Genomic DNA, 13,053 nt, shown 5'->3' with positions numbered 1-13,053 from the left:
GCACGTGGTGGCCGAGCTGGAGGACTCCTGCGACCACCTGCTGCTGATCGGCGGCGGCCGGGTCCGCCTCGCCGGCGAGATCGACGAGCTGCTGGCCGCGCACGTCCGGGTGTCCGCGCCCGCGCAGACGGCCCTCGAACCGCACCCGGTCGTCGAGTCCCGCACCACCGGCCGCCAACTCAGCGCGCTGCTCCGCCCGTCGACCCCACTGGACACCGACTGGCACACCAGCAAGCCCTCGCTGGAGGAGCTGGTCCTCTCCTACTTGCGCAACCCCGAGGCATCCGCCATCGAGACACCGGAGACCGCCGCGTGACCGCCCTCGCCACACCGCCGGCGCTCACCGGGCGCCGTACCGCAGCACCGCACCTGCTCCGCTGGCTGGTCCGGCTGCACCGGCCGGCCCTGCTGGTGTGGGCCGGGTTCGTGCTCGTCCTCGGCGCCCTCCTGATCTGGGTGGGTGGGCCGCTCACCGACGCGGCGGTCGAGGGCTGGAAGCACTACCACGCCTGCGCGGCGGGCGGTTGCGTGTACGACCCGAGCGCGGTCGGCCGCTACAAGGACTGGTACACCTACACGACGATCGCCGTCCTCGCGGTCCCCTTCCTGATCGCCGCCTGGTCGGGCGCCACGCTGACCAGCCGCGAACTGGAGAACGGCACCGCCCAGCTGGCCTGGACCCAGTCGGTCTCTCCGGCCCGCTGGCTCGCCGCCAAGCTCGCCCTCCCGGCCGTCCTGGTCACCGTCGGCTCCGGACTGCTGGTCGGGCTGCACCACTGGGCCTGGTCCGCGGGCCAGGGCCGGCTCGACTCGGCCAAGGACTGGTACGACATCGGCACCTACGCGGCCAACGGCCCGGCCACCGCCGCCATGGCCCTGGCGGGCCTGGTGAGCGGCGCCTTCTGGGGCCTGTTCAAGCGCAACTCCCTTGCCTCGCTGGTCGGTTCGCTGTTCTCCACGGCCTTCCTGTGGAGCGTCATGGCCATCGCGACGCCCCACCTCTGGCCCACCGTCACCAAGCTCAGCAGCCTCAAGAACACCGTCCCGTCCGGCTCCGGCATCGTCGTCGACCAGGGCCTGGTCACCTCCACCGGCGCCCACATCGCCAACCCGCACTGCGGGAGCACCGACTGGGCGCAGTGCCAGACCCTCTACGCCAAGCTCGACGCCGTCAGTTACTACAACGACTACCACCCCCAGTCCCACTACTGGCCCCTCCAGTTGACCGCGACCGCGATCATCCTCGCCGTCACCGCCGCCCTCGCCGTGGCCACGTTCCGACTCCTCGAGCGCCAGACCGGCACGGTCAACTCCCGCAAGGCGGCGGCCATATGACCACGCTGGCTCACCCGCGCCCGCGACCGCAGCGCGCGGTCCTGCGGCTGCACCGGCCGGCGCTGCTGGGCTGGGCGGTGTTCGTGATCGTCGTCTGCGGCCTCCTGCTCTGTGTCGGCGGCCCGCTCACCGACACAGCCGTGATGGACCCGGCAAAGATCCAGCGGTACAAGGACTGGAACAACTACACGACGAGCGCCGTCCTCGCCGCCCCCTTCCTGATCGCCGCCTGGTCCGGCGCCACGCTGACCAGCCGCGAACTGGAGAACGGCACCGCCCAGCTGGCCTGGACCCAGTCCATCTCCCCCGCCCGCTGGCTCACCGCCAAACTCGCCCTCCCGGCCGTCCTGATCACCGTCGGCTCCGGCCTCCTGGTAGGCCTGCACCACTGGGCCTGGTCCAGGGGCCAGGGCCGTACCTACGCCGCCAAGCAGTGGCACAACATCGGCACCTACTCCGCCAACGGCACGACCGTCGTCGCCCTCGCCCTGTCGGGCCTGGTCGCCGGCGCCCTCCTCGGCCTGCTCACGCGCAGCTCTCCCGCCTCACTCGCCGGCGCGATGTGCGTCCCGGCCCTCCTGTGGGGCGCCGTCACCCTGGCCACGCCGTACCTCTGGCCCACCGTCACCACGGTCAGCAGCCTCAAGCTCTACACCGCCGGAGGCTCGGGCATGAGCGTCTCCGAGGGCCTCCTCACCTCCACCGGCGCCCGCATCGCCGACCCGGGGTGCGGCAGCGACACCGACAAGACGTGCCGAACCCTCTACGAAAAGCTCGACGCCGTCAGCTACTTCAACGACTACCACCCCTACTCCCACTACTGGCCCCTCCAGCTGACCGCGACCGCGATCGTCCTCGCCGTCACGGCCGCCATGACGGTGGCCGCGTTCCGACTCCTCAAGCGCCGGACCGGTCCGGCGCCCGCACGTAAGGCAGCCGCCGTATGACCGCCCTGGCCCTGAGCCCCACCGCCCGACCGCGGCGCGCCGTACTGCGGCTGCACCGGCCGGCGTCGATCGTCTGGGGCGCGTTCGTGCTGATCACCGTGGGCACCCTGCTCTGGGTCCACCTGTTCCGGGCGCCCGACGCACGACACCCCGTCGACCCGTACTTCGTCCTCACCGACGTCAATAACATCGTCAACTTCCTTGGTGAGGTGCTCAGTTACACCTCCATAGCCGTCGCCGCCTGGGCGGCCGCCGCCCTCGTCGGCCGCGAACTGGAGACCGGCACCGCCCGCCTCGCCTGGACCCAGTCCGTCACCCCGGCCCGCTGGCTCACCGCCCAACTCGGCGCGGCGGCCCTGCCGTTGACCGCCGGTACCACCCTGCTGGGCCTGGTCTACGCCTGGGTCTGGACCGGTGACCAGGACGTCCTGGTCACCAACTGGTCCTACGACCGCGTCCTCGTCCCGGCAGGCCCACTGTCCGTGGCCCTGGTCCTCTTCGCCCTGGCCGTCGGCACCCTCGCCGGAATCGCCCTCGGCCGCGCGCTGCCCGCCCTCGCGGTGGCCACCGCCGTCACCTACGCGGCGCGCTACTTCTTCGGCCGCAAGTGGGACAACATCTGGCCGGTCCGCCGCTACTGGCCGGTCCAGCTCAGCGCCACCGCCGTGCTCCTCGCCCTGACCGCCCTCGCCCTGGTGGCCGCGTTCGCGCTGCTCGGCCGCCGTACGACCATCAAGGGAGCCGCCGTATGACCGCCCTGGCCACCGTCCCGACGGCACACCCGAGACCGGCCCGCCCGTGGCGCTCGGTGCTGCGGCTGCAGCGCGGCCTGCTGATCGTCTGGTCCGTGATCTTCACCGCGGGCTCCGGTGCCCTGCTGTGGGCCTACGGCCCCGGCGGGAGCGCCGCCGCGGCCGCCTGGAAGACCAAGTGCTCCGTCCACGGGTGCGACTGGAGCGCCCCGATCACCAACTACCACCTGGCCCGTGCCGCCGCCGAGTTCCTGATCGCCATCACCCCCTACGTCGCCGCCGCCGCGGCCGGCGCGCTCATCGGCCGCGAGCTGGAGAACGGCACCGCCGGCCTCGCCTGGACCCAGTCCGTCTCCCCGACCCGCTGGCTGGCCACCGGCCTCGCCGTGCCCGCCGCCCTGCTCACCGCCGGCACCACCGTCCTGGTCCTGCTGCACCGGCTGCTCTACGACGCCCACCAGGTGCCGGTCACCTGGAACTGGTGGAGTGACCGGACCTTCTCCGCCAACGGCACCATCGCCCTCGCTTATCCCCTGCTCGGCCTGGCCGCCGGCGCCCTCGCGGCCCTCCTCCTGCGCCGCGCCGTCCCCGCACTCGTCCTCGGGGCCGTCGCCACGGCACTCGTGCACGCCGTCCTCGGCCTGGCCCGCCCGCACCTGTGGCCGTGGGTGACCCGCACCGGCTCCGTGAGCACCGGCTACAACGCGCCGCCGAACGTCCTCCTGGGCGACCAGGGCGCCATCACCGCCACGGGCGCCCATGTCTCCGACACGTGCTTCACCGACCGCACCTGCGCCAAGGCGTTCGATGTCACCGGCTACTACGTCGACTACCACCCGGCCTCCCACTTCTGGCCCCTCCAACTCATGGAGACCGGCATCGTCCTCGGCGCCACCGCCCTCACCCTCACCCTCGCCTTCACCCTCCTGCGCCGCCGCACGGCCTGACCGGTTCCCCCCTCCCCACGGCTCCCAGGCATCCGTTACGTTCGTTTACGTGCCGTAGACGTCCGGGAGCCGCCCCCCGATATCCCGCACGCCATGTCGCCGTAACCATCGGTTCAGACGAGCTTGCGACGCTCGGCGAATGCAGCCCGTCGTGCCAGAGCCTTCGCCGCCTCCCGAGGTGAACGGGGGGAACGGGAACGCTCCTTTCGCGCTCACGCTCCCTACGGCGCTCTCCGACGCGCCCGTATCGCAGGTGGCGCGGAACAATGGGCACATGAGTCAGCCCAACGCCCAGGCACAGGTCCAGCACGCGCAGCCCTCCGTGGGCTCCATAGCCGCCCACCGCCCGCACACCGTGTCGGCGGCGGTCTCCGATCTGGAACCCGACATCGACGCCGACCTCGACGAGTACGAGGAGTCGCCGTACGACGGGCCCCAGCTGCCGCAGGGCCGTTTCCTGGACCGGGAGCGCAGCTGGCTCGCGTTCAACGAACGGGTCCTGGAGCTCGCCGAGGACCCGAACACGCCCCTGCTCGAACGGGCGAACTTCCTCGCGATCTTCGCCAGCAACCTGGACGAGTTCTTCATGGTCCGGGTGGCCGGCCTGAAGCGCCGTATCGCCACCGGTGTCGCCACCCGCTCCGCGTCCGGTCTGCAGCCGCGCGAGGTGCTGGAGATGATCTGGGCCCGCTCGCGCGAGCTCATGGCCCGGCACGCCGCCTGCTACCACGAGGACGTCGCCCCCGCGCTGGCGGAGGAGGGCATCCACCTGGTCCGCTGGAACGAGCTGACGGAGAAGGAGCAGGCGCGCCTCTTCACCCTGTTCCGGCACCAGATCTTCCCCGTGCTGACCCCGCTGGCCGTCGACCCCGCGCACCCCTTCCCGTACATCTCGGGTCTCTCGCTGAACCTCGCGGTCGTCGTACGGAACCCGGTCACCGGTCACCGCCACTTCGCGCGCGTCAAGGTGCCGCCGCTGCTGTCCCGCTTCCTGGAGTCCTCGCCGGGCCGTTACGTCCCCCTGGAGGACGTGATCGCCGCCCATCTGGAGGAACTCTTCCCGGGCATGGAGATCCTGGAGCACCACGCGTTCCGGCTGACCCGCAACGAGGACCTCGAAGTCGAGGAGGACGACGCCGAGAACCTGCTCCAGGCCCTGGAGAAGGAGCTCATGCGGCGCCGCTTCGGGCCGCCGGTGCGCCTGGAGGTCGAGGAGTCCATCGACCGCGAGGTGCTCGACCTGCTGGTGCGCGAGCTGAAGATCAGCGAGGCCGAGGTGTACCCGCTGCCGGGTCCGCTCGACCTCACCGGCCTCTTCCGCATCGGCTCGCTGGACCGGCCCGAGCTGAAGTACCCCAAGTTCATCGCGGGCACCCAGCGCGACCTCGCCGAGGTCGAAACCGCGTCGGCGCCGGACATCTTCGCCGCCCTGCGCAACAGAGACGTGCTGCTGCACCACCCGTACGACTCGTTCTCCACGTCCGTGCAGCGGTTCCTGGAGCAGGCGGCCAACGACGACGACGTCCTCGCGATCAAGCAGACCCTGTACCGCACCTCGGGCGACTCCCCGATCGTCGACGCGCTGATAGAGGCGGCCGAGGCCGGCAAGCAGGTCCTCGTCCTGGTCGAGATCAAGGCCCGCTTCGACGAGCACGCCAACATCAAGTGGGCGCGCAAGCTGGAGGAGGCGGGCTGCCATGTCGTCTACGGCCTGGTCGGACTCAAGACCCACTGCAAGCTGTCGCTCGTGGTCCGCCAGGAAGGCGACCTGCTGCGCCGCTACAGCCATGTCGGCACCGGCAACTACCACCCGAAGACGGCCCGCCTCTACGAGGACCTCGGGCTGCTGACGGCGGACCCGCAGGTCGGCGCCGACCTCTCGGACCTCTTCAACCGGCTGTCCGGGTACTCGCGCCGCGAGACCTACCGCCGCCTGCTGGTCGCCCCCAAGTCCCTGCGCGACGGCCTGATCGCCCGGATCAACAAGGAGGTCCAGCACCACCGTGCCGGGCGCCCCGCGTTCATCCGCATCAAGGTCAACTCGATGGTGGACGAGGCGATCATCGACTCGCTCTACCGCGCGTCCCAGGCAGGCGTCCCGGTCGACGTGTGGGTGCGCGGCATCTGCGCCGTGCGGCCCGGCGTCCCCGGCCTGTCCGAGAACATCCGCGTACGGTCCATCCTCGGCCGCTTCCTCGAACACTCCCGGGTCTTCGGCTTCGGCAACGGAGGCGAGCCCGAGGTGTGGATCGGCAGCGCCGACATGATGCACCGCAACCTCGACCGTCGGATCGAGGCCCTCGTCAGGGTCACCGACCCGGCCCACCGCGCCACGATCAGCCGGCTCCTGGAGACCGGCATGTCGGACACCACTTCCTCCTGGCACCTGGGCCCGGACGGCGAATGGACCCGGCACGCGACCGACGCGGAAGGCCAACCCCTGCGCAACGTCCAGGAGATGCTCATAGACGCCCGGAGGCGCCGGCGTGGCACAGCAACACCTTGACCCGACGGATCCCACGGCCGGGCCCTCCCCCACTCTCGACTTCGGTCGAGCGGGAGGGACCCCCACAGGTGACGCCCTCGCGGCGTACCTACGGGCCCAGGCCACGGAGTTCCTCCGCGCCCTGCGGCTGCACCGGGAGACCGGCAGCGGGCAGAACGGCACGGAGGAGTCCGTCGACGCGGCGCGCGCCCTGCGCCACTCGGCCCGCCGCATCAGCGGCAGCCTGCACACCTACCGCCCCCTCCTCGACGCCGACTGGTCCGAGGAGATGCGCCCCGAACTGGCGTGGCTGTCGGGCACGTTGGCCCTGGAGCACGCCTGCGCGGCCCGGCTGGAGCGGCTGCTGCTCGCACTGCACCGGCTGTCGGGTTCGACGGCGTTCCCCGCGCAGTCGGCGGCCTCGGCCGTGGGCGGCCGGGTCACCGGCGCGGGCCGCAGCACCGGCACCGGACCGGTCCCGGCGCCGACCGTCACCGCGGAGCGCGGCAACCTCACCGTGGGCGCGGCCAAGGCGGGCGCCCTGCTGGAACGCCAGCTCACCCTGGCCCGGACCCGGGCCCACTCCACCGCGCTGCAGGCCCTCGGCTCCTCCCGCTTCCACGCGGTCGCCGACAAGGTCGCCGTCCTGGCCAGCGAGGTCCCCCTGACCCCGGCCGCGGCCGTCGCCGACCTGCGCCCACTGGCCGCCGCCGCCGGGGAACGCCTCAACGACGCGGTCACCGCGCTGCCCCTGGTCACCGCCGGGCACCCGTACAACGCGGAGGCCCTGATCCACGGCCTCTCCCCCGACCCCGCCCCGCACCCCCAGGACGGCCCCTGGCACCAGGTCCGCCTGCTGCTGCGCCTGCACCGCTACGCCGGCGAGGTCCTCCACCCGGCCGGCACCCCGACGGACGTACGACTCCTCGCCGCCGGCCAGGCCCTCAACCTCCACCGGGACGCCTCGGAGGCGGCGGCGGCGGCCGCGTCGGCGGCCCGCACCCCGCGCATCGCCCCGGCGACCGCGTACGCGCTCGGAGTCCTGCACGCCGACCAGCGCCACGAGGTGGAGGCGGCCCGCTTCGCCTTCCAGCAGTCCTGGCAGAAACAGGCGGTGGGCACGCTCTGACGGCCCCGCACCAACCCGCGCAGAGGAGACGGTGAACGACCAGTGACTTCCACGAACGACACCACCCTCCAGGCAGCCGGCTGCGTCCTGTGGCGCCGCTCCCCGATGGACGGGGAGCTGGAGATCTGTCTGGTCCACCGTCCGAAGTACGACGATTGGTCCCACCCCAAGGGCAAGCTGAAGCGCGGCGAGGACGCCCTCGCCGGCGCCCACCGCGAGGTGCTGGAGGAGACCGGGTACACAGCTACCGCCGGTGCCGTACTGCCCACCGTGCGTTACCTTGCGAACGGGCGGCCGAAGCAGGTCCGGTACTGGGCGGCCGAGGCCGGGGAGGGCGGTTTCACGCCGAACGACGAGGTGGACCGCATCCTGTGGCTCCCTCCGACAGCCGCCCGCAACCGCCTCACCCAGCCGAGGGACCGCACCCTCGTGGACGCGCTCCTGACCTCGCTGCACCTGGCATAGTCCGGAATCAGCTCGTGTCCTCGACGTGAGCGTTCCGTGACCTAACCGCACCGCCCACAGGGGTTCACCCTCCGTTCACTTATGCCCATAGGCGCCTTCACCTGTTCTGCCTAATTTCGGCCTTACGCGATGCGAGCCGCGACCTGGGGGTCGCCACCCGCGTCACCCCGTCTTCGCACGCCGCCGTAATTCAGGACGGCGGCTCTCGGAAGGAATTCTTTCAAGTGAAGCTTCAGCGCATGAACCGGCGGGCCCTCTCCCTCGGTGCTCTCGCCGTCTCCGGCGCCCTGGCCCTCACGGCGTGCGGCTCGGACGACAACAGCTCGGGCACGAGCAGCAGCAGCTCCACGTCGGCCAACGCCAGCTCGGCCGTCTGCGGCGACGCCAAGAAGGGCCAGCAGCTGCTCGCCGACGGCTCGTCCGCGCAGAAGAACGCGATCGACGCGTGGGTCAAGGCGTTCAGCACGGCCTGTGGCGTCCAGATCAACTACAAGGGCGGCGGCTCCGGCGCCGGTGTCACCTCCTTCAACCAGGGTCAGCTGGCGTTCGCCGGTTCCGACTCCGCGTTGAAGCCCGAAGAGGTCACCGCCTCGAAGCAGGTCTGCTCCGGCGGCCAGGGCATCGACCTCCCGATGGTCGGCGGCCCGATCGCGCTCGGCTACAACGTCCCGGGTGTCGACAACCTGGTCCTGGACGCCCCGACGCTCGCCAAGATCTTCGACAGCAAGATCACCAAGTGGAACGACGCGGCGATCAAGAAGCTGAACCCGTCCGCCACGCTGCCCGACCTCAAGATCCAGGCGTTCCACCGCTCGGACGAGTCCGGCACCACGGACAACTTCACCAAGTACCTGATCGCCACCACCCCGGACAACTGGAAGTACACCGGCGGCAAGGCCTGGCAGGCCAAGGGCGGCCAGTCGGCGGCCGGCTCGGCGGGCGTGGCCGCGGGGGTCAAGCAGACCTCCGGCGCCATCGGCTACTTCGAGCTCTCCTACGTCGCCGACGGCGTCAAGGCCGTCAGCATCAACACCGGCGCCTCGGCCCCGGTCGCGCCCAGCACCGACAGCGCCACCAAGGACATCGCCGCCGCCAAGATCGTCGGCACCGGCAACGACCTGAAGCTGCAGCTGGACTACAACACCAAGGCCGAGGGCGCGTACCCGATCACCCTGGTGACGTACGAGATCATCTGCGACAAGGGCAACAAGGCCGACACGCTGCCCGCCACGAAGGCGTTCCTCACCTACATCGCCAGCGAGGACGGCCAGAAGGTCCTCTCCGGCATCGACTACGCGCCGATCCCCGACGCGATCATCGCCAAGGTTCGCAGCACCATCGCGAGCATCAGCTAGTCCGAGTGTGCGGCCGGGTCCCGTTCCAGGGGCCCGGCCGCACCGTCCGGTGCACCGCCGCCACGGACCGCACACCGCACGTGTGGACCCGCAGACCGGAGACCTCCAATGGATATATCGACAAAGAACCCTGAAGAAGCACCCCCTCCCACTCCCGAGCCCGCCGCCGCGCAGAAGCCCGCGGCCCGCGGCGCCACCCGACCCGGTGACCGGATCTTCCTCGGTCTCTCCCGCGGGTCGGGCATCCTGCTGTTGGTGATCATGGCCGCGATCGCGGTCTTCCTCACCTATCGCGCCTCCCTCGCGATCAGCAAGGACCACGCGAACTTCCTCACCACCTTCGAGTGGAACACCGGCCTGGTGCCGCCGAAGTTCGGCATCGCCGTCCTGGCGTTCGGCACGGTGGTGTCCTCGATCATCGCCATGGTCATCGCGGTCCCGATCGCGGTCGCCATCGCCCTCTTCACCACGCACTACGCCCCGCGCAAGCTCCGCGGCCCGGTCTCGTACGTCATCGACCTGCTGGCCGCCGTACCGTCCATCGTGTACGGCCTGTGGGGCGCCCTGATCCTGGTGCCGCACATGGTCGGCCTCTTCGGCTGGCTGAACGACTACTTCGGCTGGACCGGGATCTTCTCCTGGGACCAGGGCGCGCCCCGCTCGATGCTCACCGTCGGCGTCCTGCTCGCGATCATGATCCTGCCGATCATCACCAACGTGAGCCGTGAGGTCTTCCGGCAGGCCCCGCAGATGATCGAGGAGGCGGCCCTCGCCCTCGGCGCCACCCGCTGGGAGGTCATCCGCATGGCGGTGATCCCCTTCGGCCGCTCCGGCGTGATCTCCGCCTCGATGCTCGGCCTCGGCCGCGCGCTCGGCGAGACGATGGCCGTCGCCACCGTGCTCTCCCCGGACTTCATCATCCACGCCAGCCTGCTCAACCCGGGCGGCGGCACCTTCGCCCAGAACATCGCCAGCAAGTTCAGCGAGGCGACACCGGACGGCCGTGACGCGCTCATCGCCTCCGGTCTGGTCCTGTTCGTCATCACCTTGCTGGTCAACGGCGCGGCCCGGCTCATCATCGCCCGCCGCGCGGAGTACTCGGGGGCCAACGCATGAGCAACGCAGTCGCAGCCGAGAAGCCCGCGAGCACCCTCCAGGGCGCGACGCTCCCCACCTGGTCGCCGTACGCGATCGCCGGCGGCTCCATCGTCCTGGCCGTCCTCATCGGTCTGGTCGGCAGCCTCGACAGCAAGGTCCAGTGGGGCCTGATCGCGGCGATCCTCTTCGTCATCGGTACGTACGTCGTCGCGGCGCGCATCGAGGGCACCCGCCAGGCCAAGGACCGCATCGCGACCAGCCTGGTCTGGGTCGCCTTCCTGCTGGCCGTCGTCCCGCTCGTCTCCCTCCTGTGGACGACGATCTCGCGCGGCGTGAAGGTCCTCGACGTCTACTTCCTGACCCACTCGATGGGCGTGGTCGGCGACACCGAGCCCGGCGGCGGTATCTACCACGCGATCATCGGCAGCCTGGAGCAGGTCGGCCTCGCCACCGTGATCGGCGCCCCGATCGGTGTGCTCACCGCGATCTACCTGGTCGAGTACGGATCGGGCGCCCTCTCCAAGGCGGTCACGTTCTTCGTCGACGTCATGACCGGTATCCCGTCGATCGTCGCGGGTCTGTTCATCCTGTCCCTGATGCTCATGTGGGACATGCAGCCCTTCGGCTTCGCCGGTTCCTGCGCCCTGGCCATCCTGATGATGCCGGTCGTGGTCCGCTCCACCGAGGAGATGCTGAAACTCGTCCCGAACGAGCTGCGCGAGGCATCCCTGGCGCTCGGCATCCCGAAGTGGCGCACGATCCTGAAGGTGGTCCTCCCGACCGCCATCGGCGGCATCACCACCGGCATCATGCTGTCGGTGGCCCGTATCGCCGGTGAGACCGCGCCCGTACTGCTGCTGGTGTTCGGCAACCCGTTCATCAACAACGACCCGTTCCACGGTGCGCAGGCGTCGCTTCCGCTGTACATCTATCAGCAGTTCGCGCAGAGCGCGGGTTCCGGTGCGGCCTACGACCGTGCCTGGGCCGCGTCCCTCACGCTGATCGCCTTCGTGATGATCCTCAATCTGGTGGCCCGCGGCATCGCCCGCTGGAAGGCCCCCAAGACCGGTCGCTGACCGCGACCTCCTCAGCGACCGTTCTGAAGTCTGGAAGTGAAGCAATCATGTCCAAGCGAATCGACGTAAGTGGGCTGACCGCCTACTACGGCTCCCACAAGGCAATCGAAGACATCTCGATGACGGTCGAGCCCCGCTCGGTGACGGCCTTCATCGGCCCCTCCGGCTGCGGCAAGTCGACGTTCCTGCGCACGCTCAACCGTATGCACGAGGTGACGACCGGCGGCCGGGTCGAGGGCAAGGTCCTCCTGGACGACGAGGACCTCTACGGCCACGGCATCGACCCGGTGTCGGTGCGCCGCGAGATCGGCATGGTCTTCCAGCGCCCGAACCCGTTCCCCACGATGTCGATCTTCGACAACGTGGCGGCGGGCCTGCGCCTCGCCGGCTCGTACAAGAAGAGCGAGCTGAGCGACGTCGTGGAGAAGTCGTTGAAGGGCGCGAACCTCTGGAACGAGGTCAAGGACCGCCTGAACAAGCCGGGTTCGGGCCTGTCGGGTGGTCAGCAGCAGCGCCTCTGCATCGCCCGGGCGATCGCGGTGGAGCCGAAGGTCCTGCTGATGGACGAGCCCTGCTCGGCCCTCGACCCCATCTCGACCCTCGCGATCGAGGACCTGATCGGCGAGCTGAAGGAACGCTTCACGATCGTCATCGTGACGCACAACATGCAGCAGGCGGCGCGTGTCTCGGACCGTACGGCCTTCTTCAACCTCGCGGCGGTCGGCCAGCCCGGCCGCCTGATCGAGATCGACGACACGGAGCGCATCTTCTCCAACCCGTCGGTCCAGGCCACGGAGGACTACATCTCGGGCCGCTTCGGCTAAACCCGGGCACTCCTCTTCAAGAACCCCTCGCGGTGCTGCATGGCGGTGCCACCGCGAGGACGAAAAGGGCCCGCCCCTGGCTCCCGGGGGCGGGCCCGTTCGTATGTCCGGCCGGACTGTCCCTACGCGGGAGTACCGGCGTACTGCCTACGCCACGCGCTGCACGTGTCCGCCTTCACGACACCGTCGTCGTCGACGCAGACCTGGATGTACACGTAGGAGGTCTCGGAGACGTTGTGGGATTCGTACACGCACTCCTGGAAGCCCTTGCCGTCGTAGATCGGGTGCTGGGTACCGCTGGCGCCGACCTTCCAGTAGCCCATGACTCCGGCGCCGTCCTTCCAGTTGTCGCAGACCGAGAAGTGGTCTCCGTAGCTCTCGAAGTACATGGATCCGGCCTGCACGAGGTAGCCGTCCGCCGCAACGGTGTCGACGTCGATGGTCACGGCCGCCGCGGGCGAGGCCGCGTAGAGGAGCAGGCCCGTGAGAGCCGACGCCACCCCCGCCCCGGACATGAGGTGACGACGAAGTTTGGACATAGGGACCCCCACCCTCGTATGGCGCGTTCAATTCGAACGCTTGAGCCCCAGAAGTTAGCAGTGCCCCCGGCGCCATCACCGGGTTTTCGAGAAAGCGGTTT

General features: G+C 70.2%; 12 protein-coding genes. 11 read left to right on the top strand and 1 reads right to left on the bottom strand.

Going from position 1 to position 13,053, the window contains the following annotated elements; translation table 11 throughout:
- Positions 1-312 precede the first annotated feature (312 nt).
- The 11 genes from OO70_RS20125 to pstB all read left to right on the top strand — a co-directional run bounded on the left by OO70_RS20125 (position 313) and on the right by pstB (position 12,413).
- Complete coding sequence (locus OO70_RS20125; protein WP_043673007.1) at positions 313-1,335, top strand: ABC transporter; 1,023 nt, start codon at positions 313-315, stop codon at positions 1,333-1,335.
- Positions 1,332-2,282: an ABC transporter permease gene (locus OO70_RS20120; RefSeq protein WP_043673004.1), complete on the top strand. Its 951-nt coding sequence runs from the start codon at positions 1,332-1,334 to the stop codon at positions 2,280-2,282. The genes OO70_RS20125 and OO70_RS20120 overlap by 4 nt, the downstream gene beginning before the upstream one ends.
- Entirely contained in the window at positions 2,279-3,034 is a 756-nt protein-coding gene (locus OO70_RS20115; protein WP_043673001.1) for a hypothetical protein, read from the top strand. The genes OO70_RS20120 and OO70_RS20115 overlap by 4 nt, the downstream gene beginning before the upstream one ends.
- Positions 3,031-3,981, top strand: a complete 951-nt coding sequence (locus tag OO70_RS20110; protein WP_043672998.1) for a hypothetical protein — start codon at positions 3,031-3,033, stop codon at positions 3,979-3,981. The genes OO70_RS20115 and OO70_RS20110 overlap by 4 nt, the downstream gene beginning before the upstream one ends.
- 274 nt (positions 3,982-4,255) lie before the next feature.
- Positions 4,256-6,487: an RNA degradosome polyphosphate kinase gene (locus OO70_RS20105; protein WP_043672995.1), complete on the top strand. Its 2,232-nt coding sequence runs from the start codon at positions 4,256-4,258 to the stop codon at positions 6,485-6,487.
- Positions 6,468-7,595, top strand: a complete 1,128-nt coding sequence (locus OO70_RS20100) for a CHAD domain-containing protein (RefSeq protein WP_043672992.1) — start codon at positions 6,468-6,470, stop codon at positions 7,593-7,595. The genes OO70_RS20105 and OO70_RS20100 overlap by 20 nt, the downstream gene beginning before the upstream one ends.
- A 42-nt stretch (positions 7,596-7,637) precedes the next feature.
- Complete coding sequence (locus tag OO70_RS20095; RefSeq protein ID WP_043672989.1) at positions 7,638-8,060, top strand: NUDIX hydrolase; 423 nt, start codon at positions 7,638-7,640, stop codon at positions 8,058-8,060.
- A 224-nt stretch (positions 8,061-8,284) separates the two neighbouring features.
- Complete coding sequence (gene pstS / locus OO70_RS20090) at positions 8,285-9,415, top strand: phosphate ABC transporter substrate-binding protein PstS (protein ID WP_051741426.1); 1,131 nt, start codon at positions 8,285-8,287, stop codon at positions 9,413-9,415.
- 108 nt (positions 9,416-9,523) lie between these two features.
- Positions 9,524-10,531 (top strand): phosphate ABC transporter permease subunit PstC, encoded by a 1,008-nt coding sequence (gene pstC, locus OO70_RS20085; RefSeq protein ID WP_043672983.1) that lies wholly within the window; start codon positions 9,524-9,526, stop codon positions 10,529-10,531.
- Positions 10,528-11,589 carry a phosphate ABC transporter permease PstA gene (pstA, locus tag OO70_RS20080; protein WP_043672980.1) on the top strand — a complete coding sequence of 354 codons (1,062 nt, stop codon included), beginning with the start codon at positions 10,528-10,530 and terminating at the stop codon, positions 11,587-11,589. The genes pstC and pstA overlap by 4 nt, the downstream gene beginning before the upstream one ends.
- Positions 11,590-11,636: 47 nt before the next feature.
- Positions 11,637-12,413, top strand: a complete 777-nt coding sequence (gene pstB / locus OO70_RS20075; RefSeq protein WP_043672976.1) for a phosphate ABC transporter ATP-binding protein PstB — start codon at positions 11,637-11,639, stop codon at positions 12,411-12,413.
- Positions 12,414-12,535: 122 nt separating this feature from the next.
- Here pstB and OO70_RS20070 read toward each other — a convergent pair whose 3' ends face one another.
- The gene (locus OO70_RS20070) at positions 12,536-12,952 is read right to left on the bottom strand and encodes a hypothetical protein (protein WP_158711492.1); all 417 of its coding nucleotides are present in this window, start codon (positions 12,950-12,952) and stop codon (positions 12,536-12,538) included.
- Positions 12,953-13,053 lie beyond the last annotated feature (101 nt).

Origin of the sequence: Streptomyces xylophagus, from assembly GCF_000716435.1 — a bacterium.
Lineage (GTDB): Bacteria > Actinomycetota > Actinomycetes > Streptomycetales > Streptomycetaceae > Streptomyces > Streptomyces xylophagus.
This window is presented reverse-complemented; position numbering and strand designations above follow the sequence as displayed.

Coding starts and splice junctions, on each gene's coding strand:
- OO70_RS20120 (WP_043673004.1), top strand. CDS start 1,332: ATGACCACGCTGGCTCACCCGCGCCCGCGACCGCAGCGCGCGGTCCTG.
- OO70_RS20115 (WP_043673001.1), top strand. CDS start 2,279: ATGACCGCCCTGGCCCTGAGCCCCACCGCCCGACCGCGGCGCGCCGTA.
- OO70_RS20110 (WP_043672998.1), top strand. CDS start 3,031: ATGACCGCCCTGGCCACCGTCCCGACGGCACACCCGAGACCGGCCCGC.
- OO70_RS20105 (WP_043672995.1), top strand. CDS start 4,256: ATGAGTCAGCCCAACGCCCAGGCACAGGTCCAGCACGCGCAGCCCTCC.
- pstC (WP_043672983.1), top strand. CDS start 9,524: ATGGATATATCGACAAAGAACCCTGAAGAAGCACCCCCTCCCACTCCC.
- pstA (WP_043672980.1), top strand. CDS start 10,528: ATGAGCAACGCAGTCGCAGCCGAGAAGCCCGCGAGCACCCTCCAGGGC.
- pstB (WP_043672976.1), top strand. CDS start 11,637: ATGTCCAAGCGAATCGACGTAAGTGGGCTGACCGCCTACTACGGCTCC.
- OO70_RS20070 (WP_158711492.1), bottom strand. CDS start 12,952: ATGTCCAAACTTCGTCGTCACCTCATGTCCGGGGCGGGGGTGGCGTCG.